Origin of the sequence: Micromonospora globispora (assembly GCF_003857015.1) — a bacterium.
Classification (GTDB): Bacteria; Actinomycetota; Actinomycetes; order Mycobacteriales; family Micromonosporaceae; genus Micromonospora; species Micromonospora globispora.
On the sequence record NZ_QGGF01000099.1, the window covers coordinates 1 to 23,211 of the forward strand.

Sequence of the window (23,211 nt, forward strand, 5' to 3'; positions counted from 1 at the left end):
TCGGCTCGACGGCGAGGGCCCGGGCGAGGGCGACCCGCTGCGCCTGCCCGCCGGAGAGCTGCCGTGGCCGCTGCCGGGCCTGCCCGCCCAGCCCGACCCGGTCGAGCCAGCGCTGCGCCCGCGCCCGCGCGGTACGCCGATCGGCGCCGTGCCGGCGCGGGCCGAAGGCCACGTTGTCCAGCGCGCTGAGGTGCGGGAAGAGCAGGTAGTCCTGGAACACCACGCCCACCGGTCGCCGCTCGGGCGGCGTCCACGCCCGCCGGTCGGGGCGGTCCAGGTCGACGCCGCCGAGGGTGAGGTGCCCGGCGGTGAGCGGATGCAGCCCGGCGAGGGCGCGCAGCGCAGTGGTCTTGCCGGCGCCGTTCGGGCCGAGCAGCGCGACCACCTCGCCGGCGGCGATCCACAGCCGTACGTCGAGGTGGAAGGCGTCCCGGTCGGCGACCAGGTGGGCGTCCAGCAGGGCCGGCGCGGTCACGGGCCGCTCACCCAGCGGTCGCGCAGCCCGGCGAGGATGGCGACGGAGACGGTGAGCAGGATGAGGCTGAGCACGATGGCGGCCTGCAGGTCGGTCTCCAGCGCCAGGTAGACGGCGAGCGGCATGGTCTGCGTCCGGCCCGGATAGTTGCCGGCGAAGGTGATGGTGGCGCCGAACTCGCCGAGGGCCCGGGCCCAGCAGAGCACCGCCCCGGCGGCGATGCCCGGGGCGACGAGCGGCAGGGTGACGTGCGTGAACGTGGTCCACCGGCGGGCGCCGAGGGTGGCGGCGGCCTCCTCGTAGCGGGGGTCCGCCCCGCGCAGCGCGCCCTCCACGGCGATGACCAGGAACGGCATGGCGACGAACGCCTCGGCCAGCACCACCCCGGCGGTGCTGAACGGCAGGGTCACCCCGAAGGTGGCGTCCAGCCAGGAGCCGATCAGCCCGCGGCGGCCGAACACCAGCAGCAACGCCACCCCACCGACCACCGGGGGCAGCACCAGCGGGACGGTGACCAGCGCCCGGACGAGACGCCGGCCGGGGAACTCCACCCGGGCCAGCAGCCACGCCAGGGGTACGCCGAGGGCGACGCAGAGCAGCGTGGCGAGGGTCGCGGTCTGCAGCGACAGCCGCAGCGCGGTGAGCACGCCGGGCTGGGTGAGCCGCTGCGGCAGGGTGGTCCACGGCGCGCGGGCGAGCAGCCCGACCAGCGGCAGGACGAGGAAGAGCAGGCCGAGCCCGGCGGGCACGAGCAACGGCAGCGGCACCCGCTGCCGCGGCCGGCCGGGCCGGGTCGCGGTGGGGGCGGTGTCGGTGCCGGACACTACGCCGGCGGGGCCTGGAAGCCGGCGGCGGTGAGCACCGCCCGACCGGCCTCGGAGCGGACGAAGTCGACGAACGCCCGGGCGCCGGCCGGGTTCCCCGTTCGCTTGAGCACGACGATCGGGTAGTCGTTGATCGCGTCGGCCGACTCGGGGAACTCCACCGCGTCCAGGTCGGCCGCGGCGGCCCGGACGTCGGTGCGGTAGACCAGCGCGGCGTCCACCTCGCCGAGTTTCACCTTCGCCAGCGCGCCCTTGACGTCCTGCTCGAGGGTGGCCGGGGTGAGCCGGGCGCCGGCCGCGTCGAGGGCTTTTCGCGCCGCCGCTCCGCACGGCACCTGCTCGGCGCAGAGGGCGACCTTCACCCCGGGCCGGGTCAGGTCGGCCAGGCCGGCGACCCGGGCGGAATTGCCCTTGGGTACGGCGATCACGAGCTGGTTCCGGGCCAGGGTGACCGGGGTGTCCGCCGCGTCGCCGGCGTCGGTCACGGTCTTCATGGTGGCGGGTGAGGCGGCGGCGAAGACGTCGGCCGGGGCGCCCTGGGTGATCTGAGTGGCGAGCGCCGAGCTGCCGGCGAAGTTGAAGGTCACGGTCGCGCCGGGATGGGCTGCCTCGAAGTCCTTGCCGAGCCGGGTGAAGCTCTCGGTCAGCGAGGCCGCGGCGAAGACGGTCACCCGCCCGCCGTCGCTCCCAGCCGGCTCGCCGCCGCAGCCGGCCAGGCCGAGGGTCAGGACGGCCACCGCGGCGAGGGCGGCGCGGATCCACCGTACGGTCACGGGCTGGTCCTTCCCCGCGGCGCGGCGGCGCGTTCCACCACGACGGTCGTCGACTTGATCACGGCAACGGCCACCGAACCGACCTGAAGGTCGAGGTCGTCGACCGCCTCGCGACTCATCAGCGACACGATGCGGAACGGGCCGGCCTGGATGTCGACCTGGGCCATCACGGTGTCCTTGACCACCGCGGTGACGATCCCGCGCAGCCGGTTACGGGCGGAGGAGAGCTCGGGGTGCCCCGGGGCGCGGACGAAGGCGGCCAGGTCCGCCCCGCCGATCACCCGGTGGCCGTGCTCGTCGCGGGTGGCGGCGAGCCGGCCGACGTCGATCCAGCGGCGGACCGTGTCCGCGCTGACCCCGAGCAGCTCGGCGGCCTCACCGATCCGGAACACCGTCACCCGGCCAGGCTAGCGTCTGCATCTGCAATGTGAAAGCAGCCATAGACCTCGCATCGTCGAGGATTCAGTGATGAACATGCCCGCGTCTGCGGTTGGTGCGCTGCGCCGCGCGCGACCGATACAGCCGTGGCGGCGTACGGGCGCTCCGCTCCGGCGCCGCATGGGGGGCATGTCGCCCCGACCCACGCGCGACGGCCCGGCCGATGCTTCCATCCGCCGGGCCGTTCGTCGCGTCAGCGCGAGCCGGGGCTGAGGCGTACCCGGCGCAGCAGCTGGGCGTTGAGCGCCACCACGATCGTGGACGCGGACATCAGCACGGCGCCGACCGCCGGGCTGAGCGCGACCCCGGCCCAGGCCAGCGCCCCGGCGGCGAGCGGGATCGCCACCACGTTGTAGCCCGCGGCCCAGGCCAGGTTCTGGATCATCTTCCGGTACGACGCCCGGGAGAGCCGGATGACGCCGGTGACACCCCGCGGGTCGGAGGAGGCCAGGATGACCCCGGCCGACTCGATCGCCACGTCGGTGCCGGCACCGATGGCGAGACCGACGTCGGCCCGGGCCAGCGCCGGGGCGTCGTTGACCCCGTCGCCCACCATGGCCACCGTCAGGCCCCGGGCCTGCAGGTCGGCGACCGCCCGGTCCTTGTCCGCCGGCAGCACCTCGGCGAAGACCTCGTCCACGCCGGGCCGGAAACCCAGGTCGGCGGCGACCGCCTCGGCGACCGGCCGGGCGTCCCCCGTGATCATGACGAGCTTCCGTACGCCCTGCTGACGCAGCTCGGCGATCGCTTCCCGGGCCTCCGGCCGGACCTCGTCCTCGAGGGCGAAGGCGGCTACCGCCGTCGGACGGCCGGCCTCCGACAGCCGGACCAGGTGCAGGACGGCCGCGCCCCGCGCCGACCAGTCCCGGGTCACCCCGCTCAGCTCGTCCGGCACCGCGACGTCGAGCTCCCGCAGCAGCGCCGGGCCGCCCACCGCCCAGGTCGCGCCGTCGACACTGGCCTGGACACCCCGGCCGGTCAGCGACCGGAAGTCCCGGGCCACGGACCGCAGGCCCCGGTCCCGCGCGACCTTCACCAGCGCCCGGGCGAGGGGATGCTCACTGTCGGCCTCGACCGCGCCGGCAACCCGCAGCGCGTCGTCCTCCGCGAAGCCGTTCGTGGCCGCGGTGGCGGTGACGGTGTGCGCCCCACGGGTCAGGGTGCCGGTCTTGTCGAACAGCACCGCGTCCACGCTGCGCATCCGCTCCAGCGCGAGGCGGTCCTTGACCAGGATGCCGGCCTTGGCGGACACCGCGGTCGACAGGGCGATCACCAGCGGGATGGCCAGCCCAAGCGCGTGCGGGCAGGCGATCACCAGCACCGTCACGGTACGTACCACCGCCGCGTCGAGGTCACCGGCCGCCCACCAGGCGACGAAGGTGACCAGGGCGGCGGCGGTGGCCAGGTAGAAGAGCAGCGCGGCGAAGCGGTCGGCGAGCACCTGGGCGCGTCCGCTGGAGGCCTGGGCCTGCGCGACGAGCCGGCCGATACCGGCCAGCGCGGTGTCCTCGCCGACGGCCTCGACGCGTACCCGGAGGGCCGAGTCGGTGGCGACGGTGCCGGCGACCACCCGGTCCCCGACGGCGCGCGGCACCGGCCGCGACTCCCCCGTGATCATCGACTCGTCCAGCTCGGCGGCCCCGTCGACGATCCGGCCGTCGGCCGGCACCCGACCGCCGGAGCGGACCAGAACGACGTCGCCGACCCGCAGCTCGGCGACCGGCACCCGCCGGAGGCCACCCTCGTCGTCCACCCGCTCGGCGTCGTCGGGCAGCAGAGCGGCCAGCGCCGCCAGGGCTCCCTGCGCCTGACCGATCGCCTTCATCTCCTGCCAGTGGCCCAGCAGCATGATGGTCACCAGCGCCGCCAGCTCCCACCAGAAGTCGAGGTCGAACGCCCCGAGGCTGGTGGCCAGGGACGCGACGTAGGCGACGGTGATCGCCATCGAGATGAGCAGCATCATGCCCGGCGCGCGGTCGCGCACCTCACGGACGCCACCGACCAGGAACGGCCAGCCGCCGTAGAGGAAGACCGCCGAGCCGAGGACCGGGCCCACCCAGTTCAGGCCCGGGAAGTCCAGCGAGTAGCCGAACCAGTCCATCACCATGTGGCTGGTGAGCACGACCGGCACGGTCAGGGCCACGCTCAGCCAGAACTTGCGTCGGAACTGCTCCGGGTCGTGACCGGCGTGCTTGTCGTGCCCGCCACCGTGGCCGTGATGGTCGTGCCCGGCGTGGTGGTCGTGCCGGCCGGCGAGGTGATCGGGCGGGCGTTGGCTGGGAACGTGGTGCCCGTGCTCCTCGGCCGCATGGCCGTGCTCGTGGTGGGCCGGCCCGGCCAGCCCGTCGTGTCCGGCGTGTGCGTGCGTCAGGTGTTCCTGTTTCATCGCCATCCACCTCCGCACTCACCCTATACCCCCTAGGGGTATACGGCAACACCGTTCCCTTACCGATACCCGCTACGGGTAGGGCCTTTGGACCCCCCGCTCTGAGGCCCTCTTTCCGTGTCCGGCGGAGTCGGCCCGGAGCATCGTCAAGGTCGGAACCCGAGAGGAGACGGTGACATGTCGCCCACCATCAGCCGTCGTCGACTGCTCGTCGGCATCGCCGGGACCGTCGGTCTGGCCGGCACCGCCGGCGCCGCCGCCTGGGCGGGCGGCGTCTTCGATCCCCGGCTGGTCACCCCCGACAGCCCGCTCGTCGCGCAGACCGAGGCCGCCCGACGCCGGCCCGGCGCCGCGACCGTCACCGCCCGGCTGAACCCGCGACCCGTCACCCACGACCTCGGCGGCCCGACGGTCACCACCTGGGGGTACGCCGACAGCGGCCCCGGCCCACTGATCCGGGCCCGCGCCGGCGACCTGCTCCGGGTAGAGGTGGCCAACGGCCTGCCGGTGGCGACCAGCGTGCACTGGCACGGCATCGCCCTGCGCAACGACATGGACGGGGTGCCCGGGGTGACCCAGCAGCCCATCTCCGCGGGCGGCCGGCACACCTACGAGTTCACCGCCCCCGACCCGGGCACCTACTTCTACCACCCGCATTCCGGGGTGCAGCTCGACCGCGCCCTGTACGGGGTGCTCGTCGTCGACGACCCGCACGAGGCCGGCAGGTACGACGCGGAGTGGGTCGTGGTGCTGGACGACTGGGTCGACGGCACCGGCCGCACCCCCGACGACGTGCTCAGCTCCCTTCAGTCGATGGCGGGGCACGACATGGGCGACATGAACCACGGTGGCATGTCCGGCATGTCGATGGGCGGCATGGAGACCATGGTCTCGCCGCTGCTCGGCGGTGCCGGCGACGTCGCCTACCCGCACTACCTCATCAACGGCCGGGTGCCGGCCGCCCCGGTGACCCTGACCGCGCGCCCCGGCCAGCGGGTGCGGATCCGCCTGGTCAACGCCGCCTCGGACACGGCCTTCCGGGTGGCGCTCGGCGGCCACCGGCTCACCGTCACCCACACCGACGGATTCCCGGTCGTGCCCACGACCACCGACGCCCTGCTGCTGGGCATGGGCGAACGCGCCGACGTGACGGTCACGCTGAGCGACGGGGCGTTCCCCCTCGTCGCCGTCGCCGAGGGCAAGACCGGGCAGGGGCTGGCGGTGGTCCGCACCGCCGCGGGCGCCCGCCCCCCGGCGACGGCCCGACCGACCGAACTGGACGGTGGCGTCCTGGTCAGCGGCGCGCTCCGGGCCGCCGAGGAGGTGGCGCTGACCGACCGCCAGCCGGACCGGGTGCACCGCCTGGTGCTCGGTGGCGGGATGATGCCCTACCGCTGGACCATCAACGGGGCCACCTTCGGCCACGCTGATCCGCTGCTCGTGGGTCGCGGCGAGCGGCTACGGCTGGAGTTCGTCAACACCACCACGATGTTCCACCCGATGCACGTCCACGGGCACACGTTCGCCGTGACCGGCGGGGGCGCCCGGAAGGACACCGTCATCGTGACGCCCCGGCGGAGGGTCACCGTCGACCTCGACGCGGACAACCCCGGCCAGTGGATGACCCACTGCCACAACATCTACCACGCCGAGACCGGCATGATGATCAACTTGGCCTACCGGGCCTGATCGCACACGCCCGCGATCGCGCTGGCGCGCCCAACCCTCTGTCCTCAGCGGTCCTCCGGTGCGAGGTGCACCCGGCGCAGCGTCTGGGCGTTGAGCGCGACGATGATGGTCGAGGCGGACATCAGCACGGCGGCGGCGGCGGGGCTGAGCGAGACGCCGGCCCAGGCGAAGACGCCGGCGGCGACCGGGATGGCGATGACGTTGTAGCCGGCCGCCCACATCAGGTTCTGCACCATCTTCCGATAGGACGCCTTCGACAGCCGGGCGGTGGCGGAGATGCCCCGCGGATCGGAGGAGGCGAGCACCACCCCGGCGGACTCGATCGCCACGTCCGTACCGGCCCCGATGGCCAGCCCCACGTCGGCGCGGGCGAGGGCGGGGGCGTCGTTGACGCCGTCACCGACCATCGCCACCCGGTGGCCGCGCTGCTGCAGCCCGGCGACGATCTCGTCCTTGTCGGCGGGCAGCACCTCGGCGAAGACCTCGTCCACCCCGGCCCGGAAGCCGAGATCGGCGGCGACCGCGTCGGCCACCGCACGGGCGTCCCCGGTCACCATCGCGATCTTCCCTATCCCGAGTTCCCGCAGCTCGGCGACGGCCTGGCGGGCCTCGGGGCGTACCTCGTCCTCGAGTGCGAGGGCACCGAGCAGCCGAGGCGGCCCGTCGAGGCGGGCCAGGTAGAGCACCGCCGCCCCGCGCGCGGACCACGTCTCGTCGGCCCGGCGCAGCTCGGCCGGTACGTCCGCGTGCAGCTCGCGCAGCAGCGCCGGCCCGCCCACCGCGTACGCCGTCCCGGCCACGGTGGCCTGCACGCCGCGTCCGGGTAGGGACCGGAAGTCCGAGCCGGTGGCTGGGCCGACCCGCTGGGCAGCGGCGACGATCGCCCGGGCGAGGGGATGCTCACTGTCGGCCTCGACCCCGGCGGCCAGCCGCAGCACCTCGTCCTCGTCGGCCCCGTCGGCGGCGGCCACCCCGGTGACGGTGTGCTGCCCTTTCGTCAGCGTGCCGGTCTTGTCGATCAGGACGGCGTCCACGGTGCGCATCCGCTCCAGCGCCAGACGGTCCTTGACCAGAATTCCCGCCTTGGCCGCCACGCTGGTCGACAGCGCGATGACCAGGGGGATCGCCAGGCCGAGGGCGTGCGGACAGGAGATCACCAGCACACTGATGGTGCGGACCACGGCCTGGTTCGCCTCGCCGAGCGCCGACCAGACCACCAGGCTCACCACCGCGGTGGCGGTGGCGATGTAGAACAGCCACGCGGCGAACCGGTCGGCCAGCACCTGCGCCCGTCCGCCGGCCTGCTGCGCCTGGGCGACCAGCCGCTGGATGCCCGCCAGCGCGGTGTCCTCCCCCACCGCGTCCACCTGTACCCGGATGGCCGAGTCGGTCGCCACGGTGCCGGCGACCACCCGGTCCCCCACCCCGCGCGGCACCGGTCGCGACTCCCCCGTGATCATCGACTCGTCCAGCTCGGCGCCGCCCTCCACGACGTGCCCGTCCGCGGGCACTCGCCCGCCGGGACGGACCAGCACCGTGTCACCGGTACGCAGGTCGGCCACCGCCACCCGCTGCGGGGAGCCGTCCGGGCCGATCCGCTCGGCGTCGTCGGGCAGCAGGGCGGCAAGCGCGGCCAGCGCGCCCCGCGCCTGGCCGATCGCGGTCATCTCCTGCCAGTGGCCGAACAGCATGATCGTGACCAGCGCGGCGAGTTCCCACCAGAAGTCCAGGCCGAAGACGCCGATGCTGGTGGCCACGGAGGCGAGGTAGGCCACGGTGATCGCCATGGAGATCAGCAGCATCATGCCGGGCGCCCGGTCCCGCACCTCTCGTACCGCGCCGACCAGGAAGGGCCAGCCGCCGTAGAAGAACACCACCGACCCGAGCACCGGACCCACCCACGAGACGCCGGGGAAGTCCAGGGAGTAATTCAGAGTGTCCATGACCAGGTGGCTGGTGAACACGATGGGAATGGTCAGCGCCAGACAGACCCAGAACCGGCGGCGGAACATCGCCGGATCGTGCCCGGCGTGCTTGTCGTGCCGGGCGTGCGTCCCGCCGCCGGCACGACCTGCCGGCCCCCCGTGGTGCTGCACCCGCCTCGCCTCCCGAAGCCCGGCGCCGTCCGCCGTGGCAACCCCAGATCACCAGCATCACGCGGCCGGCCGTCCGTTCGGCCCGGTCCCGCCGATTCACCACCGCACGCGGGCGCACTGGCTAGGGTTCTGCGGGTTTCACGCCGGGTGTGAGGTGAAGCTGCCCGTTAGCGGGTGAGCGACGCTCTCGCCCGCCGGGCATCACGGTGGGGAGGGGTGAGACGCCATGCACCACGACGGTGGCTGGTACTGGCCGATGGCCGCCATGATGTTCGGCTGCCTGATCCTGCCTGGTGATAGTCGGGGCGGTGTGGCTGGCCGCCAACCGCGGCCGCCCGCAGTCGCCGGACCGGCACGAGTACGCCCGCCGGATCCTGGTTGAACGGTACGCGCGGGGCGAGATGGACACGGAGGAGTACCACCGGCGGCTGGACGCGTTGCGCTGATTCGCCGCCGGCCTGGTGAGCCGGTCAGCGTTTCGGGCGGAGGGTGTCCACCCGCGCGACCGACTCGTCGATCCGGGCCTCGGTGAGGCGTCCGGAGCGGACCAGGTTGACGACGCTGTCGATGGTCTGGTCGACGACCTTCGGGTCGTACACCTGCTGATTGGCGAAGACGAGGAGGTCGAGGCCGGCCTGGAGGGCCAGGGCGACCGCCTCGGCGGCCCCGTAGCGCCGGGTGATGGCCACCGCCTGCATGTCGTCGCTGACCACCGGGCCCTGCCAGCCGAGCCGGCCCCGGAGCAGGTCCGTCACGGTCGGCGCCGACAGCGACGCCGGATGATTCGGGTCGAGCTGTCGGTTGAGCAGGTGCGCGGCCATCACCGAGTCCGCGAGTCCGGCGCTGATCAGTCGCTGGAACGGTTCCAGCTCGCTCGCCTGCCAGGTCGAGCTGACATCGACCACCTCGAAGTCCGTGTTGCCGGCCGCGCTGCCCGAGCCGGGAAAGTGCTTGAGGACGGTCTTGACCCCCGCGGCCCGGTGAACCTGGATCTCCTCGGTGGCGTTGCTGACGACGACGTCCGGATCGTTGGAGAAGCTGCGGCCAAGCTTTCCGATCGCCCGGCTCTCCGGATTGACGTTCAGGTCGACGACGGGTGCGTAGTTGAGGTTCACCCCGATCGAGGTGAGGCCGTCGACCAGTCCACGCGCCCACTGTTGCGTCGCCGCCGGGGAGTTCTCCGCGCCGACCTCCGCCTCCGACTTCGTGGCCGGGAAGCCGTTGCTCGGATTGAGCCGGGAGGTGCGGCCACCTTCCTGGTCGATCGACACGATGAGCCGGCCCGGTGAGGCGTCCTTCAGCATCTTCACGAGAGCGCTGACCTGCCGCGGCGAGGTGATGTTCCGGGTTGCCTTCGTCTGCAGGTCCTGATCGAACAGGATCACGCCACCGAGCCCGTCCCGGACCGCCTTCATGATCCAGTCGTTCTCGTCGAGCCGTTCGCCGCGAAACCCGACGACGAGCAGACTGGCGATCTTGCGACGGAGCGCGGCCTCGCCTCTCGACGCGGACGGCACGCCCCGTCCCGGGGTGGGCTTCGTTCTCGACGCCGTCGAGCCGCTCGACTCGCATCCGGCCACGGTCGCCACCGCGGCCGAGCCGACTCCGGCGAGCAGCAGCCGGCGAGACACCCGCATACCGGTCACCTCTGCACGCTACGACCGGCCCCGCGTCGTCTACGGCCAAACTGCGAACACTCCTCGGCCACGACCTGGCGGCGCCCCGGGAGCGCACCGGCGGCGGGCTTGACTTCAGGTCGACCTGAAGTCCGAGGGTGGGGCCATGCCAGCAGAGAAGACAACGATCCCGTACGAGGTCGGTGCCGACCTGATCGCCGTGCTGGACGCGGCGGACGACCAGCCGAGCGCGGTGCGGCTGCGGCGACGCAGCTACGACCTGCTCGATCTGCGACCCGGCGGGGTCGCCGTGGACGTGGGCTGCGGCACGGGACGCGCGGTGGCCGAGCTGACCGAGCGGGGCGTCACCGCGATCGGGGTCGACCCGGACGAGCTGGTGCTCGGCACGGCTCGCCGCCGATGGCCCGGAGCCGACTTCCGCGCCGGCAGCGCGCAGTCTCTCCCGTTGCCCGACGGCGCGGTGACCGGCTACCGGGCGGAAAAGGTCTTCCACGTCCTGGCGGACCCGGGTCCGGCGCTGGACGAGGCCCGCCGGGTCCTCGCCCCGACGGGCCGCATCGTGCTGCTCGGCCAGGACTGGGACGCCCTGATCATCGACTCGGACCATCCGGAGCTGACCCGGGCGGTGCTGCGCGCGCAGGCGGACACCTGCCCGCGGCCGCAGGCCGCCCGCGCGTACCGGAATCTGCTGCTCGACGCCGGTTTCCGGGACGTCGCCGTCGAGGCGTACCTGGGGGTCGTCACCGATGCCGGCATGCTGCCGGTGGTGGAGCGGTTCGGGGCGACGGCGGTGGCCGCGGGCGCGGTCACCGCCGCGCAGCACGCCCGGTGGGCCGACGACCAGCGGCGCCGGGCGCGCGACGGCCGGCTGTTCCTGGCGTTCCCGATGTTCCTGGCCTCGGCACGGCGGCCCTGACCGGCCGGGTGCCGTGCCACCGGCTCAGAGCGGCACGTGCGGCGGCGCCGTCGGGCCGATCCGCGACCGGACCATCTCCTGGTAGTGCGGGCAGGCGGTGAAGTCGTGGTGCTCGCACTCCAGGCCGCCCTCGATGAACCGGAGGGAGTCCTGCAGCGCGGCGATCCGCACGACCAGATCCTCCCGGTGCCGCAGCAGGATCTGCCGCCGTCGCGCCGATCCACCGGCGGTGAGCAGCTCGTGAATCTGGTCGAGGGAGAGGCCGGCCTCCTTGGCCCGCAGGATGGTCGCGACCCGGTACAGGTCGGCGGTCCCGTAGCGGCGGTGCCCGGCGACCGCCCGGGCCGGAGTCAGCAGCCCCAGCGATTCCCAGTGCCGCAGCACGTGGGTGGCCAGCCCGAACCGGCCAGCGATCTCGCCGATGGTCATCACCCGGTCGTCGGTGGACGTCACCTGCTCATTCAGCCGCAGCGCACGCCGTGGGCGCAACGGCGAACGACGGACCACCGGTGCCGGGCGGTCCGGAAGGGATACCCTCGGGTCACGGTCGGCCCCTGGGGAGCGGCATGAGCAGCCAGACGACGGACGCGAGGATGCCCGCGGCGTTCTTCGGCCACGGCAACCCGATGAACGCCCTGGAGGTCAACCGCTACACCGCGGCCTGGCGGGAGTTCGGCCGGGCGGTACCGCGACCGCGGGCGATCCTGGTGGTCTCCGCGCACTGGTACATCGGCGCGACCGCGGTGACGGCGATGCCCCGTCCCCGTACGATCCACGACTTCTACGGCTTTCCGCAGCAGCTGTTCGACCTGGAGTACCCGGCGCCGGGGTTACCGGAGCTGGCCGAGGAGATCAGCGACGTCGTCCATCCCACCTGGGTCGGCGCCGACCTGGACTCCTGGGGCATCGACCACGGGACCTGGTCGGTGCTGACGCACGCCTTCCCCGACGCCGACATCCCGGTGGTGCAGCTGAGCATCAACGCGTTCAAGGGGCTGGACTACCACCTCGACCTCGGGGCCCGGCTCGCGCCGCTGCGCGAACGCGGGGTACTGATCGTGGCCAGCGGCAACGTGGTGCACAACCTGGGCGGCGTGGACCCGCGGCTGACCGACGAGGGCTTCGACTGGGCGCGCCGCTTCGACGACGCGGCCCGGGAAATCATGCTGGACGCGCCGACCGACGCGGCCCGGCTGGACGGCCATCGCGACTACGACCTGGCCGTACCGACGCCGGACCACTTCATCCCGCTGCTGTACCTGGCCGGGCTGGCCGGCACCGGCGACGGCCGCCCCGAGGTGCTGGTGGACGGGTACGCGTACGGGTCGCTGTCGATGACGGCGTACACGGTGGGGCTCTCCTGCCCGACGGCGGGCCGCCCGGCGGGCGCGCCGTCGTTGCCGGCCGACGTGCCGGCGGACTCGGCGAACATCTGAGGCGGATCGTCCACGGTCGAGCGGGCACGACCTCGGGCCGTTCGCCGTTCGACGCCAACCGAGATGGCGGCGTCTCCCGGCCGCCTGGCCGTTAGGGTGAATGCCGGTGTGCCGGGAAGTCTGGTCGGCGTACGACCTGTCCTGCCCCGACGCGACCTGCTGGAGTGCTGGTGCGAGCCCGAGACCTGGCGGTGCCCTTCCCGACGATCTCCCTCGGCTCCACGGCGCTCGAGGCGGCCCGCCTGCTGGCCGGGTACAACCTCCCCGGGCTGATCGTGGTGGACGACGCCGGGCGTCCGGTCACCGTGCTGCCCGGCACGCAGGTGCTGCGCCTGGTCATCCCCGCCTACACCCGGGAGGACCCGACCCTGGCCCGGATGATCGACGAGCCGTCGGCCGACGTGTTCCTGCGCGGGGTCGAGGGCCGGACGGTCGCCGACCTGCTGCCGAAGGAGCACCCGGAGCCGCCAGTGGTGGAGCCGCAGGCCACCGTCCTGGAGGTGGCCGCGGTGATGGCGCAGAAACGCAGCCCGCTGGTGGCGGTGGCCGCCCGGGGAGAGCCGATGATGGGTGGGATCACCCTCGACGCGCTGCTCGACCGGATGCTCGCGGCGTGACCGCCGTCGCGTGGGCGGCGGTGGCCGTCTTCACGATCTGAGGGCGCCTGAACCTGTGCGGCGGGACTGCACCGGCTCAGGACGGGTACGCGTCACACCGGCTGGGCCGACGAATCCGCCTCAGCCGACGCCCAGATCGGGAGGAGTGACAGGTGACGGAGCCGGAAGAGGGTCAGGAAAAGAGCAGGAAGACCGACGACGTGCTCTTCTCGCGCGACGGGGATCCCCACCACAGGATTGCCCAGGCACCCCAGCCGGACGAGCATCTGCCCGCGCAGTTCATGCACGACGGGGAGACGGAAACCGTCGGCGACGAGTGAGGGCGGCGGACGCCTGCCGGGACGGGGTCACCGCCCGGGCGTCTCGCCGTGTCCCGGCCCTGGAGCCGCGGTGGTGGTGGTCCTGGCCGCCTTCGACTGCCAGGGCCAGCGGCCCTCGAGCTCGACCTCCAGCGAGAAGCTGAGGAAGGTACGGACCACGACGATCAGCGCCAGCACGCCGACGCTGTGGAACGTCGGCGAGACGGCCACCGTGCGGATGATGTCCCCGCCGACCAGGAACTCCAGGCCCAGCAGGATGGCCCGACCGACTCCCTGCCGGAACGGCGGGTAGACGTCGATCAGCTGCCGGGTCCGCCAGTAGCGGTAGACGAAAACGACCGAGGCGATGACGACGCCCACGGCGATGACCAGCACGCCGGCGAGATCCAGCAGCGTGCCGATCCGCTGGATGATCTCCTTTGTCGTCACCGCTTCACCCCCGCCGCTCCGCCAACCAGCCCGGACCGGACGACGTCGGCGAAGCCACCATCGCGCATCCCTGCTCGGGTCGGGACCTTTTCGCCAGGTTCAGCAGGCGCAACCGGTACGACCGGAGGTCCCGCTCATTGGCCGGCCATGCGATCAACCTGTTGGCGAGGTGAGGCGCCACCGTCGTTCGCGTTGGTTCCGCCCCCGGTCGGGTAACCCCGCGGCGACCTGGTTACTGAGACCCGAGGAGGAACCCATGGCACGCGACCCTGCCGAAATGAAGACCGGCGAGCTGCGCAAGCAGGCCGAACGGGCCGGAATCCGGAACACCGACCAGATGAACAAGAACGACATGATCCAGGCGCTGGGCGGGACGGCGAACGCCCAGCGTGGCGGTGGCCAGCGGCAGAAGGACCCGAAGCCGCCGGGGATCAGCCCGAAGGACTACAAGAACATCCCGGGCAACCAGACCTGACCGGTCTTGCCATCCCGCCGCAGGCGGGCCGCCGACCCCGGTGTGGTGGGCAGAGGACCAACCGGCGTCGGGGCTCTCCGGTCCGCCGTCGGCGCGGAGGTGCCGCATGAGCGGGAAGCGCGGTCGCTCCACCGCGTCCGGCGCCCTCCGGACGCCGCTGACGCCGATGCTGGCGGCGGCGGTGGACGTGCTTCCCGTCGGGCCGGGTCTCGCGTACGAGCCGAAGTGGGACGGCTGGCGGGCGCTCGCGTTCCGCGACGGCGACGAGATACGTCTCCAGTCGCGGGCCGGCCGAGACCTCACCCGGTACTTCCCCGACGTGGCGCGGACGGTGCGTGCCGCCGTACCGCCCGAGGTCGTGCTCGACGGCGAGCTGGTGGTCTGGGCGCGCGGCCGCACCGACTTCGCCCAGCTCCAGAGCCGGGTCACCGCCGGGTCGCGGCTGCCCGAGCTGGTCCGCCACCACCCGGCCCACTACGTCGTCTTCGACCTCCTGGTCGACGCCTCCGGGCACTCGCTGCTGGACCGCCGGCTGGCCGAGCGGCGCGCTCTCCTCACCGAGCTGCTCCGGGACGCCCCACCCGACCTCGTACTCTGTCCACAGACGACCGACCCCACCCAGGCCGCCGAGTGGATGGCCACCTGGACGCAGGCGGGTGTGGAAGGGGTGGTCGTCAAGCGGCTCGACAGCCGGTACGAGCCCGCACGGCGGGGTTGGCGCAAGGTCCGGGCCCGGACGTCCACCGAGACCGTCGTCGGCGGCGTCACCGGAAGCGTCGACGACGCGGAGACCCTGCTGACCGGCCGCTTCGACGGACAGGGGCGGCTCCGCTACATGGGGCGTACCCATCCGCTGCACGCCCGGCAGCGACGGGAGCTGGCCCAGTTGGTCCGCGCCACGCCTCCGGACTCCCCCACCCCCTGGCCCCGTCCACTCCCGGCGACCTGGACGGGGCAGCTCGACGGGGCGGAGCCGCTGGAGTACGCGCCGGTCGAGCCGACGTTGGTGGTGGAGATCGAGGTCGACACCGCGTACGAGCACCACCGGTGGCGGCACCGCGTCCGGTACCTGCGCCCCCGCCTCGACCTGGCGGTCCGCGACCTGCCGCTGCTGGAAGAGGAGGCGGCGGCCTGAGGCGGGTCGGCCAGTGCCTTCCGGCCGTCGTCGACCACGCTGTCGCGGTACGGGCCGAGCGGGCGCCCGCCCAGCACAGCGCTAGGGGCGGTCAGGCCGAGTGGCGGAACCAGCTAGGCCCGCTGCCTCGTCTTCGTCACGTGCTGCTCTGCCGCGCTGGCCCCGGTAGGTCGGGTTCACAGCACGATGTCCGCGGCGCTCCGCGCCCGCCGCCCCACAGCCAACCGGCGGACCGGTCAGCCGTCGGAGCCGGAGATCAGCGCCAGGCCCGTCTCCGGGTCCACCCGTTTGGCCAGCTCCGGCGCCACTTCCGAGACGATCACCTCCAGCGTCGGCCAGACCCGGCCGCGCAGCAGGTGGCCGCCGACGGTGCTGCCGTCGAAGCGGCCCAGCACCGCGTGCGCGTGCAGGACCGGCTCGCCGTCCCGCTCGGCGACGTCGCCGAGCAGGGAGAGCACCTCGACCTGCTCGGCCACCGGAATCCGGCGGTAGTCGTCGCTCTCCCGGTCGAACCAGCCCACCTCGGCGTCGGCGAAACCGCCGACCGCGGTCACCCGGGCGGCGCGCATCTGCTGCTCGCGCAGCGCGGCCCCGACCGCGGCGACCGCCTCCTCCCCCTTGTCGCAGACCACCACGAGGACCCGCCCCGTCTGGTGGTGCACCTCGCTTACCTTCATCACACCCCTCTCCCCCGTCGGCGTCAGCGCACCCGGTACGTCTCCGCCTCGGTCGTGCGCAGCTCCAGCCCGTGACCCGGCCGGTCCAGCACCACCGGAACGCTGCCACCGGTCGCCGGCACCGCCCCGTCGAAGAGCGTCGACTCGATCCGGACGTGGTCGTGGAACCACTCGACGTGCCGCAGGTTGGGTGTCGCGGCGGCCACCGGCAGGTGCTGGTGGGGCGCGCAGTGGGCGGAGACCTCCAGGCCCGCCGCGGCGGCGACCGCCGCCGCCCGCAGGAACTCGGTGATCCCGCCGCACCGGGTGACGTCGATCTGGAGGCAGTCCACGTACGGGGCCATCCGGTGGAAGTAGACCAGGTCGAAGCCGTACTCGCCGGCCGTCACGTCGGGCAGCACCTGGTCGCGGACCAGCCCGAGGCCGACCAGGTCGTCGGAGCTGACCGGCTCCTCGTACCAGCGCACGTCGAGGTCGGTGGCGGCCCGGGCCACCCGTACCGCCTGCTTGCGCTGGTATCCGCCGTTCGCGTCGACGTACAGCTCGGCGTCGTCGCCGATGGTGCGCCGGGCGGCCGCCATCCGGGCCAGGTCCCGCGTCACCTCGGTGCCCCCGGACTCCCCGATCTTGATCTTCACCCGGGGGATGTCCTCGTCGTGCACCCAGGCGGAGAGCTGCCGGTGCTGCCGTTCGGCGTCGTACGTGGTGAAGCCGCCGCTGCCGTACACCGGCACCCGCCGGCGGGCGGTGCCGAGCAGCCGGGCCAGCGGCAGGCCGTGTCGGCGGGCCTTGAGGTCCCAGACCGCGCAGTCCGCGGCGGAGAGCGCCAGGCCGGCGACCCCGGGCCGCCCGGCGTTGCGCAACTGCCGCTGCATGGTCGACCAGACGGCCGGTACGTCGTCCGGGTCGAGCTCGGCCACCACGGGCGCGAGCAGGTCCGTGACGACCGGGACCACCGCCGCCGGCCCGTACGTCCAGCCGGTGCCCACCTGCCCATCGGCCTCCGCGCGGACCAGCACCATGGTGGTGCTGTCCCAGGCGAAGGTGCCGTCGCCCTCGGGCGCGTCGGTCGGCACCCGGTACGCCGCCGCCGCGAGCCGCACCGCCGTCACCGCCCCCGACGGCGGACGACCAGCGCGGCCACCGCCGCGAGCGGGGCGAACGCAGCCAGCCCGACGAGGCCGGTGGCGAGCCGCCGCACCCGGCGGGACGGCCCCTCGGGACGCTCCGCCCACCGCTGCTCCGGGCGGGGCGTCACCGGTTCGCCCTGCAGACCGGCGCGGAGCAGCTCGCCGAGGTGGATCGCCGACCGCCCACCGGACGCGCTCTGCGCGACCTGGGTACGGCAGCTGAAGCCGTCGGCCAGGATCACGTCCGTGTCGGCGGCGTCCCGTACGGCGGGCAGCAGGACCCGTTCGGCGCACGCCTCGGAGACCTCGTAGTGCCCCGCCTCGAAGCCGAAGTTGCCGGCCAGCCCGCAGCAGCCCGAGTCGAGGAACTCGGCCCGCACCCCGGCGTCGGCGAGCACGGCCTGGTCGGCGCCGGTGCCGAGGATGGCGTGCTGGTGGCAGTGGGTCTGGATCAGCGCGTGCGCGGGCAGCCGGGGTGGCTGCCACCCGGGGGTGTGGTCGTGCAGCAGTTCCGCCAGGGTGACGGTCTGCCCGCGCAGGCGGGTCACGTCCTCGTCGTCGGGGAAGAGCTCGTGGGCGTCGCTGCGGAACACCGCCGTGCAGCTCGGTTCCAGGCCCACGACCCGGGTGCCCGCGCGCAGGTGGGGACGCAGCACCTCCACCGTGCGTTGCAGGACCTTCTTCGCGACGCCCAGCTGCCCGGTGGAGATCCAGGTCAGCCCGCAGCAGACGGGTTGGTCCGGCACCCGGACCCGCCAGCCCGCCGCCTCCAGCACCTCGACCGCCGCCTGCCCGACGCCGGGCTGGAAGTGGTTGGTGAAGGTGTCCGGCCAGAGCAGCACCTCACCGCGCGAGCCGTCGCCGGTCGGCCACCGGTCGGCGAACCAGTGCTGGAAGGTCTCGGTGGCGAAGACCGGGATCTGCCGGCGCTGGTCGATGCCGCCGGCCAGCTTGGCGAGGCGGTTCAGCGCGGGAACCTGGGCCATCGCGTTCACCACCCGCGGTGCGCGGGCGGCCGCCGCGGCCATCACCGGCAGCCAACCCATCGAGTAGTGCGGGCGGGGCCGGAGCCGGCCCTGGTAGTGGTGGGACAGGAACTCCGCCTTGTACGTCGCCATGTCCACGTTGACCGGGCAGTCCGACTTGCACCCCTTGCAGGCCAGGCAGAGGTCCAGGGCGTCGCGGACCGCGGTCGAGCGCCAGCCGTCACCGATGGTGCCGCCCCGCGCGGTCCCGTCGAGCATCTCGAAGAGCAACCTGGACCGACCGCGGGTGGAGTGCTCCTCCTCCCGGGTGACCATGTAGGACGGGCACATCACCCCGCCGTGTTCGCGCCGGCACTTGCCGACCCCGACACAGCGCGCCACGGCCCGGCCGAAGCTGCCCGAGTCTTCGGGGTAGCGGAACTCCGTCTCCACCCCGCCGTGGTTGTAGTCGACGCCGATCCGGAGGTCGGCGTCCAGCGGGTACGGGCCGACCAACTTGCCGGGGTTCATCCGGTCGTCCGGGTCGAAGATCGCCTTGAACTGCCCGAACGCGTGGATCAGCCGGTCGCCGAACATCTTCACCAGCAGTTCGCCGCGGGCCTGCCCGTCGCCGTGCTCGCCGGATAAGGACCCGCCGTACGACACCACCAGGTCGGCGGCCCGCTCGACGAACGAGCGGAACTGGCGTACCCCGTCGGCGGTGGTCAACTCGAACGGGATCCGGGTGTGCACGCAGCCCTGGCCGAAGTGCCCGTAGAGCGACGCCTGGCCGTAGTCGTACTCCCGGAAGAGGCGGTCCAGGTCCCGCAGGTAGTCGCCCAGCCGTTCCGGGGGGACCGCGGAGTCCTCCCAGCCCTCCCAGGTGTCGGGCTCACCCGGTACCCGGGCGGTGGCGCCGAGTCCGGCCTCGCGGACCGCCCACATCTGCTCCTCGTCGGCCTCCTCGTCGAACCGATGTGCGCCCGGCCCACCGTCGCGGCACAGGGCGTCGACCAGCCGTGCGGCGGCGGCCTCCGCCTCCTCGTCGGTGTCGCCACCCAGCTCCACCATCAGCCAGCCGCCGGCCTCGGGCAGCTTGTGCAGGGCGTCCGGGTGCAGATGCTTGCGCTTCTCGTAGTTGATCAGTTTGTCGTCGAGGCCCTCGAACGCGACCGGGTTGTGCGGCAGGACCCGGGGCACGTCGTCGCCGGCGGCGGCGATGTCCGGGTAGGACAGGAACACCAGCGACTTGGCCCGCACCACCGGCAGCAGCTTCAGCCGCGCCCGCAGCACGGTGACCAGCGTGCCCTCGGAGCCGACCAGCGCCTGCGCGACGTGGAACGTCTTCTCCGGCAGCAGGCTGTCCAGGTTGTAGCCGGACACCCGGCGCGGGATGTCCGGGTACCGGGTACGGATCTCGGTCTCGTACTCGTCCCGCAGCGCCCGCACCTGTCGGTAGATCTCGGCCCGGCGGCCACCACGGCGCTGGATCTCGGCGTACTGCTCGTCGGTGGTCTCGCCGACCCACATCCGGGTGCCGTCGTAGAGCAGCACCTCCATCTCGACGATGTTGTCGGCCACCTTGCCGCTGCGCTGCACCGTCGACCCGCAGGCGTTGTTGCCGATCATCCCGCCGATGGTGCAGTGACTGTGGGTGGACGGCCGGGGCCCGAACTCCAGCCCCTCGGGCGCCAACAGATCGTTGAGCGTGTCCAGCACGATCCCCGGCTCGACCAGGCAGGTCCGCCCCTCCCGGTCGACCGTCAGCAACCGGTTGCAGTACTTCGACCAGTCGATGATCACCGCGACGTTGGTGACCTGCCCGCCGAGGCTGGTGCCGCCGCCGCGGGAGAGCACCGGCGCGCCGTGCCGGCGGCAGACCGCGACGGCGGCTGCGGCCGCCTCCACCGTACGGGGCACCACCAGGCCGAGCGGTACCTGCCGGTAGTTGGAGCCACCGGTGGCGTACGCCGCCCGGGAGCCGTCGTCGAAGCGGACCTCCCCTTCCACCTCGGCGCGCAGGTCGGCGGCGAGTGCGGCCAGGTCCACATCGTGTGCCGGCTGCGGCGGTCGCAGGACCGGCGTGGGCAGGGGCACCGGCGGCGCGGTCGGCGCCGCCGTCCGGGCCGTGCCGGTCAGACGCCGGCTCACGAGCGCATCTCGTTGATCTTGTCCCGGGCCACGGTGGCGAGGGTGGCCACCTTGTGCGGCTGGCCGCGCAGGAACGCCTCGGTGAAGTGCTTCGCCTGGTCGTACCGGATCTTGCCGGGCATCGGCGGCTCGTCCCGGTTGACGTCGCAGTCCACCAGCGCCGGCCCGGGGTGGGCCAGCGCCTCGCGGATCGCCTCCGGCAGCGACTTCGGGTCGGTGACCTTCGCGCCGTACCCGCCGCAGGCCCGCGCCCAGGCACCGAAGTCCGCCTCCGGCTGGCGGTGCCGCACGGCGTACTCGGGATAGCCGAGGACGATCTGCTCCCAGAGGATCTGCCCGTACGAGTTGTTGTTGTTGATCACCACCTTGATCGGCAGCTCGTGCCGTACGGCGGTGAGGAACTCGGCCATCAGCATGGCGAACCCGCCGTCGCCGACGAAGGCGATGACCTGCCGGCCCGGGAATGCGTGCTGCATGGCGATCGCGTACGGCAGACCGGGCGCCATCGTGGCCAGGTTGCCCGAGAGATAGAACTCCCGCCCGCCGCGGATGGTCCAGTGCCGGGCTGCCCAGGTGGCGATGGTGCCGGAGTCGCAGGTCAGGATCGCGTCCGAGGTGGCCGCCGCGTCGATGCAGCTGGCCAGATACTGCGGGGCGATCGGGTCCCGCCCCGGGTCCTGCAGGGCCATCATGTCCGAGCGCCACGCGTCCCGTGCCTGCTGGTACTTCGTCAGGAACGACCGGTCCGACCGGGGCTGGAGCATCGGCAGCAGCTGCTGCAACGCCAGCCGGGCGTCCGCGGTTACCGCCGCCTCCACCGGCAGCCGCAGTCCGATCAGGCTGGCGTCGACGTCGATCTGGACCACCTTGGCCTGCCCCGGCGACGGCAGGTACTTCCCGTACGGGAAGGAGGTGCCCACCATCAGCAGGGTGTCGCACTCCTCCATCAGCTCCTCGCTCGGCCTGGTGCCGAGCAGGCCGAGGCCGCCGGTGGTGAGCGGATGGTCGTCCGGCACCACCATCTTGCCGGGCAGCGTCTTGACGATCGGGCTGGCCAGCGCCTCGGCCACCGCGAGCACCTCGTCCCGGGCCCCGCGGGCGCCGACGCCGACCAGCATGGCGACCTTCCGGCCGGCGTTGAGCACCTGCGCCGCGCGGGCCAGGTCGGCCTCGGCGGCCGGCACCGGCGGCTGCGACACGACCGGGCTGCTCATCGGCGGCTCCCCCGGGCTGACGTGTTTGTACGGGTCCTCCCCGGCCGTGGCGACCTGGATGTCGTTGGGGAAGGTCAGGTGCGCGACGCTCCGCCTGGCCAGGGCGTGCCGGATGGCGATGTCGACCACCCCGGGCAGCTGCAGCGGGTTCGTGACCATGAGGTTGTAGGCCTCCGCCACGTCCTGGAAGAGCAGGTCGGTGTGCACCTCCTGCTGGTAGTGCGCGCCGAGCACCGACGTCTCCTGCATGCCGGTGATGGCCAGCACCGGCACGTGATCGAGCTTGGCGTCGTACAGGCCGTTGAGCAGGTGGATGGCGCCCGGGCCGGAGGTGGCGGCGCAGACCCCGAGCCGCCCGGTGGCCTTGGCGTAGCCGGTGGCCATGAAGGCGGCCGCCTCCTCGTGGTGCACCAGCACGAACTTCAGCTTCTCCCGTTGCCGGCGGAAGCCCTCCATCAGGCCGTTGATGCCGTCGCCGGGGAGGCCGAAGACGGTGTCCACGCCCCATTCGACCAGCCGTCGGGCCAGGATCTCGCCCACGATTTCCTGCACGTCTTCCTCCTCGTCCCGGGACTTCGTCCCTGACCCCCTGCTGGTCCCGACCCGCGTCGGGTCGGCGGCAACCGCCGCTGCCCGCCACGGGACGACGACACCTCCCCGTACCGCGACGGCGCGGACGTGGGCGGCGTGCCGGCGGCTACCCGGCAGGCGGACCGGCAAACCCGTGCATTCGGCCATGATTGACGCCTCCACGACGTCAGTCGGCGACGTCGGGAAGCGGCCGGCTGGCCGGCGACCTCAGTCGGGAGAGTCGCGGGGTAGCACGGACAGCCGGCCCCGCCGTTCCCACACCGCCAGGTGCACGGACCCGGGATCGGTCACCCCGTGTTCCCGCAGCAGCGCGTCGAGGTCGGCCCGGGTCATCCCGGTGCGGCGCAGGTGGCGGTCCAGGACCCGCCCGTCGGCGACCAGGACCACGGGTGGCGCCTCGAGCAGCCGGCCGCCGAGCCGGGTGAGCCGCAGCCGGGTGATCAGGGCGTGGGTGGTCAGGATGGTGACCAGGGTCAACGCGCCGCCCAGGTAGCTGGCGTCCGGCGCCGTCGGCAGACGTCCGACGACGGCCCCGGCCGCCACGGCGGCTACGAAGTCGTACGGCGAGAGTTCGGCGAGGGTGCGCCGGCCGCTGGCCCGCAGCCCGACCACGGCGGTCACGTAGAGCAGGAACGCCTTGAGCGCCACCCCGGGCAGTTCCCCCGCGTCCCCGACCAGATATCCGCTCATCATCACCGCCGCGCTGACCGGTCCGACGGGTCTCGGTCCGGCGGCCCGTCGCCGGGGCGCCGGTCGCGGCGGCGCTGTCGGAGGGCCGCGGCCAGCAGCGAGACGCCCATGGCGCGGTTGCCCCAGCGGGTCAGCGCGGCCCGGACC

22 protein-coding genes are annotated in these 23,211 nt (G+C 73.3%); 8 read left to right on the forward strand and 14 right to left on the reverse strand.

Annotated elements, in window-relative coordinates:
- The 5 genes from DKL51_RS03605 to DKL51_RS03625 form a co-directional block, all read right to left on the reverse strand.
- Nucleotides 1–490 (reverse strand): ATP-binding cassette domain-containing protein (locus DKL51_RS03605; protein WP_124811725.1); only part of this gene is annotated, 490 nt, incomplete at its 3' end.
- On the reverse strand, nucleotides 472–1,299 hold the full coding sequence (locus DKL51_RS03610; RefSeq protein WP_109945233.1) for an ABC transporter permease: 828 nt from the start codon (nucleotides 1,297–1,299) through the stop codon (nucleotides 472–474). The genes DKL51_RS03605 and DKL51_RS03610, both read right to left, overlap by 19 nt.
- Entirely contained in the window at nucleotides 1,299–2,057 is a 759-nt protein-coding gene (gene modA, locus DKL51_RS03615) for a molybdate ABC transporter substrate-binding protein (protein ID WP_185734694.1), read from the reverse strand. The genes DKL51_RS03610 and modA overlap by 1 nt, the downstream gene beginning before the upstream one ends.
- A gap of 11 nt (nucleotides 2,058–2,068) precedes the next feature.
- Nucleotides 2,069–2,470, reverse strand: a complete 402-nt coding sequence (locus DKL51_RS03620) for a TOBE domain-containing protein (RefSeq protein WP_109945235.1) — start codon at nucleotides 2,468–2,470, stop codon at nucleotides 2,069–2,071.
- 233 nt (nucleotides 2,471–2,703) lie between these two features.
- The gene (locus tag DKL51_RS03625) at nucleotides 2,704–4,896 is read right to left on the reverse strand and encodes a heavy metal translocating P-type ATPase (RefSeq protein ID WP_109945243.1); all 2,193 of its coding nucleotides are present in this window, start codon (nucleotides 4,894–4,896) and stop codon (nucleotides 2,704–2,706) included.
- Between the two features lie 177 nt (nucleotides 4,897–5,073).
- Between DKL51_RS03625 and DKL51_RS03630 the strand changes: the two genes are divergently transcribed.
- Nucleotides 5,074–6,585, forward strand: coding sequence for a multicopper oxidase family protein (locus DKL51_RS03630; RefSeq protein ID WP_109945236.1), 1,512 nt, complete (start codon nucleotides 5,074–5,076; stop codon nucleotides 6,583–6,585).
- A 44-nt stretch (nucleotides 6,586–6,629) separates the two neighbouring features.
- On the opposite strand, the gene DKL51_RS03635 is transcribed toward DKL51_RS03630, so the two are convergent.
- Nucleotides 6,630–8,681: a heavy metal translocating P-type ATPase gene (locus DKL51_RS03635; protein WP_243422432.1), complete on the reverse strand. Its 2,052-nt coding sequence runs from the start codon at nucleotides 8,679–8,681 to the stop codon at nucleotides 6,630–6,632.
- A gap of 308 nt (nucleotides 8,682–8,989) precedes the next feature.
- On the opposite strand from DKL51_RS03635, the gene DKL51_RS34695 reads away from it, so the two are divergent.
- Complete coding sequence (locus DKL51_RS34695) at nucleotides 8,990–9,127, forward strand: SHOCT domain-containing protein (RefSeq protein WP_165823142.1); 138 nt, start codon at nucleotides 8,990–8,992, stop codon at nucleotides 9,125–9,127.
- A 24-nt stretch (nucleotides 9,128–9,151) separates the two neighbouring features.
- On the opposite strand, the gene DKL51_RS03640 is transcribed toward DKL51_RS34695, so the two are convergent.
- Nucleotides 9,152–10,318, reverse strand: coding sequence for a glycoside hydrolase family 3 N-terminal domain-containing protein (locus DKL51_RS03640; RefSeq protein ID WP_243420807.1), 1,167 nt, complete (start codon nucleotides 10,316–10,318; stop codon nucleotides 9,152–9,154).
- Between the two features lie 145 nt (nucleotides 10,319–10,463).
- Between DKL51_RS03640 and DKL51_RS03645 the strand changes: the two genes are divergently transcribed.
- Nucleotides 10,464–11,234 (forward strand): methyltransferase domain-containing protein, encoded by a 771-nt coding sequence (locus DKL51_RS03645; protein WP_109945238.1) that lies wholly within the window; start codon nucleotides 10,464–10,466, stop codon nucleotides 11,232–11,234.
- Nucleotides 11,235–11,258: 24 nt separating this feature from the next.
- On the opposite strand, the gene DKL51_RS03650 is transcribed toward DKL51_RS03645, so the two are convergent.
- Nucleotides 11,259–11,687, reverse strand: coding sequence for a MerR family transcriptional regulator (locus tag DKL51_RS03650; RefSeq protein ID WP_243420804.1), 429 nt, complete (start codon nucleotides 11,685–11,687; stop codon nucleotides 11,259–11,261).
- A 113-nt stretch (nucleotides 11,688–11,800) separates the two neighbouring features.
- Between DKL51_RS03650 and ygiD the strand changes: the two genes are divergently transcribed.
- From ygiD to DKL51_RS34700, 3 genes are all read left to right on the forward strand, one after another.
- Entirely contained in the window at nucleotides 11,801–12,670 is an 870-nt protein-coding gene (ygiD, locus tag DKL51_RS03655) for a 4,5-DOPA-extradiol-dioxygenase (RefSeq protein WP_243420803.1), read from the forward strand.
- 170 nt (nucleotides 12,671–12,840) lie between these two features.
- Nucleotides 12,841–13,287, forward strand: coding sequence for a CBS domain-containing protein (locus DKL51_RS03660; protein WP_109945246.1), 447 nt, complete (start codon nucleotides 12,841–12,843; stop codon nucleotides 13,285–13,287).
- A gap of 152 nt (nucleotides 13,288–13,439) precedes the next feature.
- Nucleotides 13,440–13,607, forward strand: coding sequence for a hypothetical protein (locus DKL51_RS34700; protein WP_165823143.1), 168 nt, complete (start codon nucleotides 13,440–13,442; stop codon nucleotides 13,605–13,607).
- A 27-nt stretch (nucleotides 13,608–13,634) separates the two neighbouring features.
- On the opposite strand, the gene DKL51_RS03665 is transcribed toward DKL51_RS34700, so the two are convergent.
- Nucleotides 13,635–14,036: a DUF1622 domain-containing protein gene (locus tag DKL51_RS03665; protein WP_109945240.1), complete on the reverse strand. Its 402-nt coding sequence runs from the start codon at nucleotides 14,034–14,036 to the stop codon at nucleotides 13,635–13,637.
- Nucleotides 14,037–14,292: 256 nt separating this feature from the next.
- Here DKL51_RS03665 and DKL51_RS34705 point away from each other — a divergent pair, with 256 nt between their 5' ends.
- Together DKL51_RS34705 and DKL51_RS03675 are read left to right on the forward strand one after the other, a co-directional pair.
- Complete coding sequence (locus tag DKL51_RS34705) at nucleotides 14,293–14,511, forward strand: Rho termination factor N-terminal domain-containing protein (RefSeq protein ID WP_165823144.1); 219 nt, start codon at nucleotides 14,293–14,295, stop codon at nucleotides 14,509–14,511.
- A gap of 106 nt (nucleotides 14,512–14,617) precedes the next feature.
- Nucleotides 14,618–15,646, forward strand: coding sequence for an ATP-dependent DNA ligase (locus DKL51_RS03675; RefSeq protein ID WP_243420802.1), 1,029 nt, complete (start codon nucleotides 14,618–14,620; stop codon nucleotides 15,644–15,646).
- Nucleotides 15,647–15,882: 236 nt separating this feature from the next.
- Here the strand turns inward: DKL51_RS03675 and DKL51_RS03680 are convergent, their stop codons facing one another.
- From DKL51_RS03680 to DKL51_RS03700, 5 genes are all read right to left on the reverse strand, one after another.
- The gene (locus tag DKL51_RS03680; RefSeq protein WP_109945241.1) at nucleotides 15,883–16,323 is read right to left on the reverse strand and encodes a PPC domain-containing DNA-binding protein; all 441 of its coding nucleotides are present in this window, start codon (nucleotides 16,321–16,323) and stop codon (nucleotides 15,883–15,885) included.
- 23 nt (nucleotides 16,324–16,346) lie between these two features.
- Nucleotides 16,347–17,426 (reverse strand): enolase C-terminal domain-like protein, encoded by a 1,080-nt coding sequence (locus DKL51_RS03685; RefSeq protein WP_260428366.1) that lies wholly within the window; start codon nucleotides 17,424–17,426, stop codon nucleotides 16,347–16,349.
- A gap of 5 nt (nucleotides 17,427–17,431) precedes the next feature.
- Nucleotides 17,432–20,515 (reverse strand): FAD-binding and (Fe-S)-binding domain-containing protein, encoded by a 3,084-nt coding sequence (locus DKL51_RS03690; protein WP_109945250.1) that lies wholly within the window; start codon nucleotides 20,513–20,515, stop codon nucleotides 17,432–17,434.
- A 50-nt stretch (nucleotides 20,516–20,565) separates the two neighbouring features.
- Nucleotides 20,566–22,335, reverse strand: coding sequence for a thiamine pyrophosphate-dependent enzyme (locus DKL51_RS03695; RefSeq protein ID WP_243422434.1), 1,770 nt, complete (start codon nucleotides 22,333–22,335; stop codon nucleotides 20,566–20,568).
- A 246-nt stretch (nucleotides 22,336–22,581) separates the two neighbouring features.
- The gene (locus DKL51_RS03700; protein WP_207783883.1) at nucleotides 22,582–23,067 is read right to left on the reverse strand and encodes a DUF421 domain-containing protein; all 486 of its coding nucleotides are present in this window, start codon (nucleotides 23,065–23,067) and stop codon (nucleotides 22,582–22,584) included.
- Between the last annotated feature and the right edge of the window lie 144 nt (nucleotides 23,068–23,211).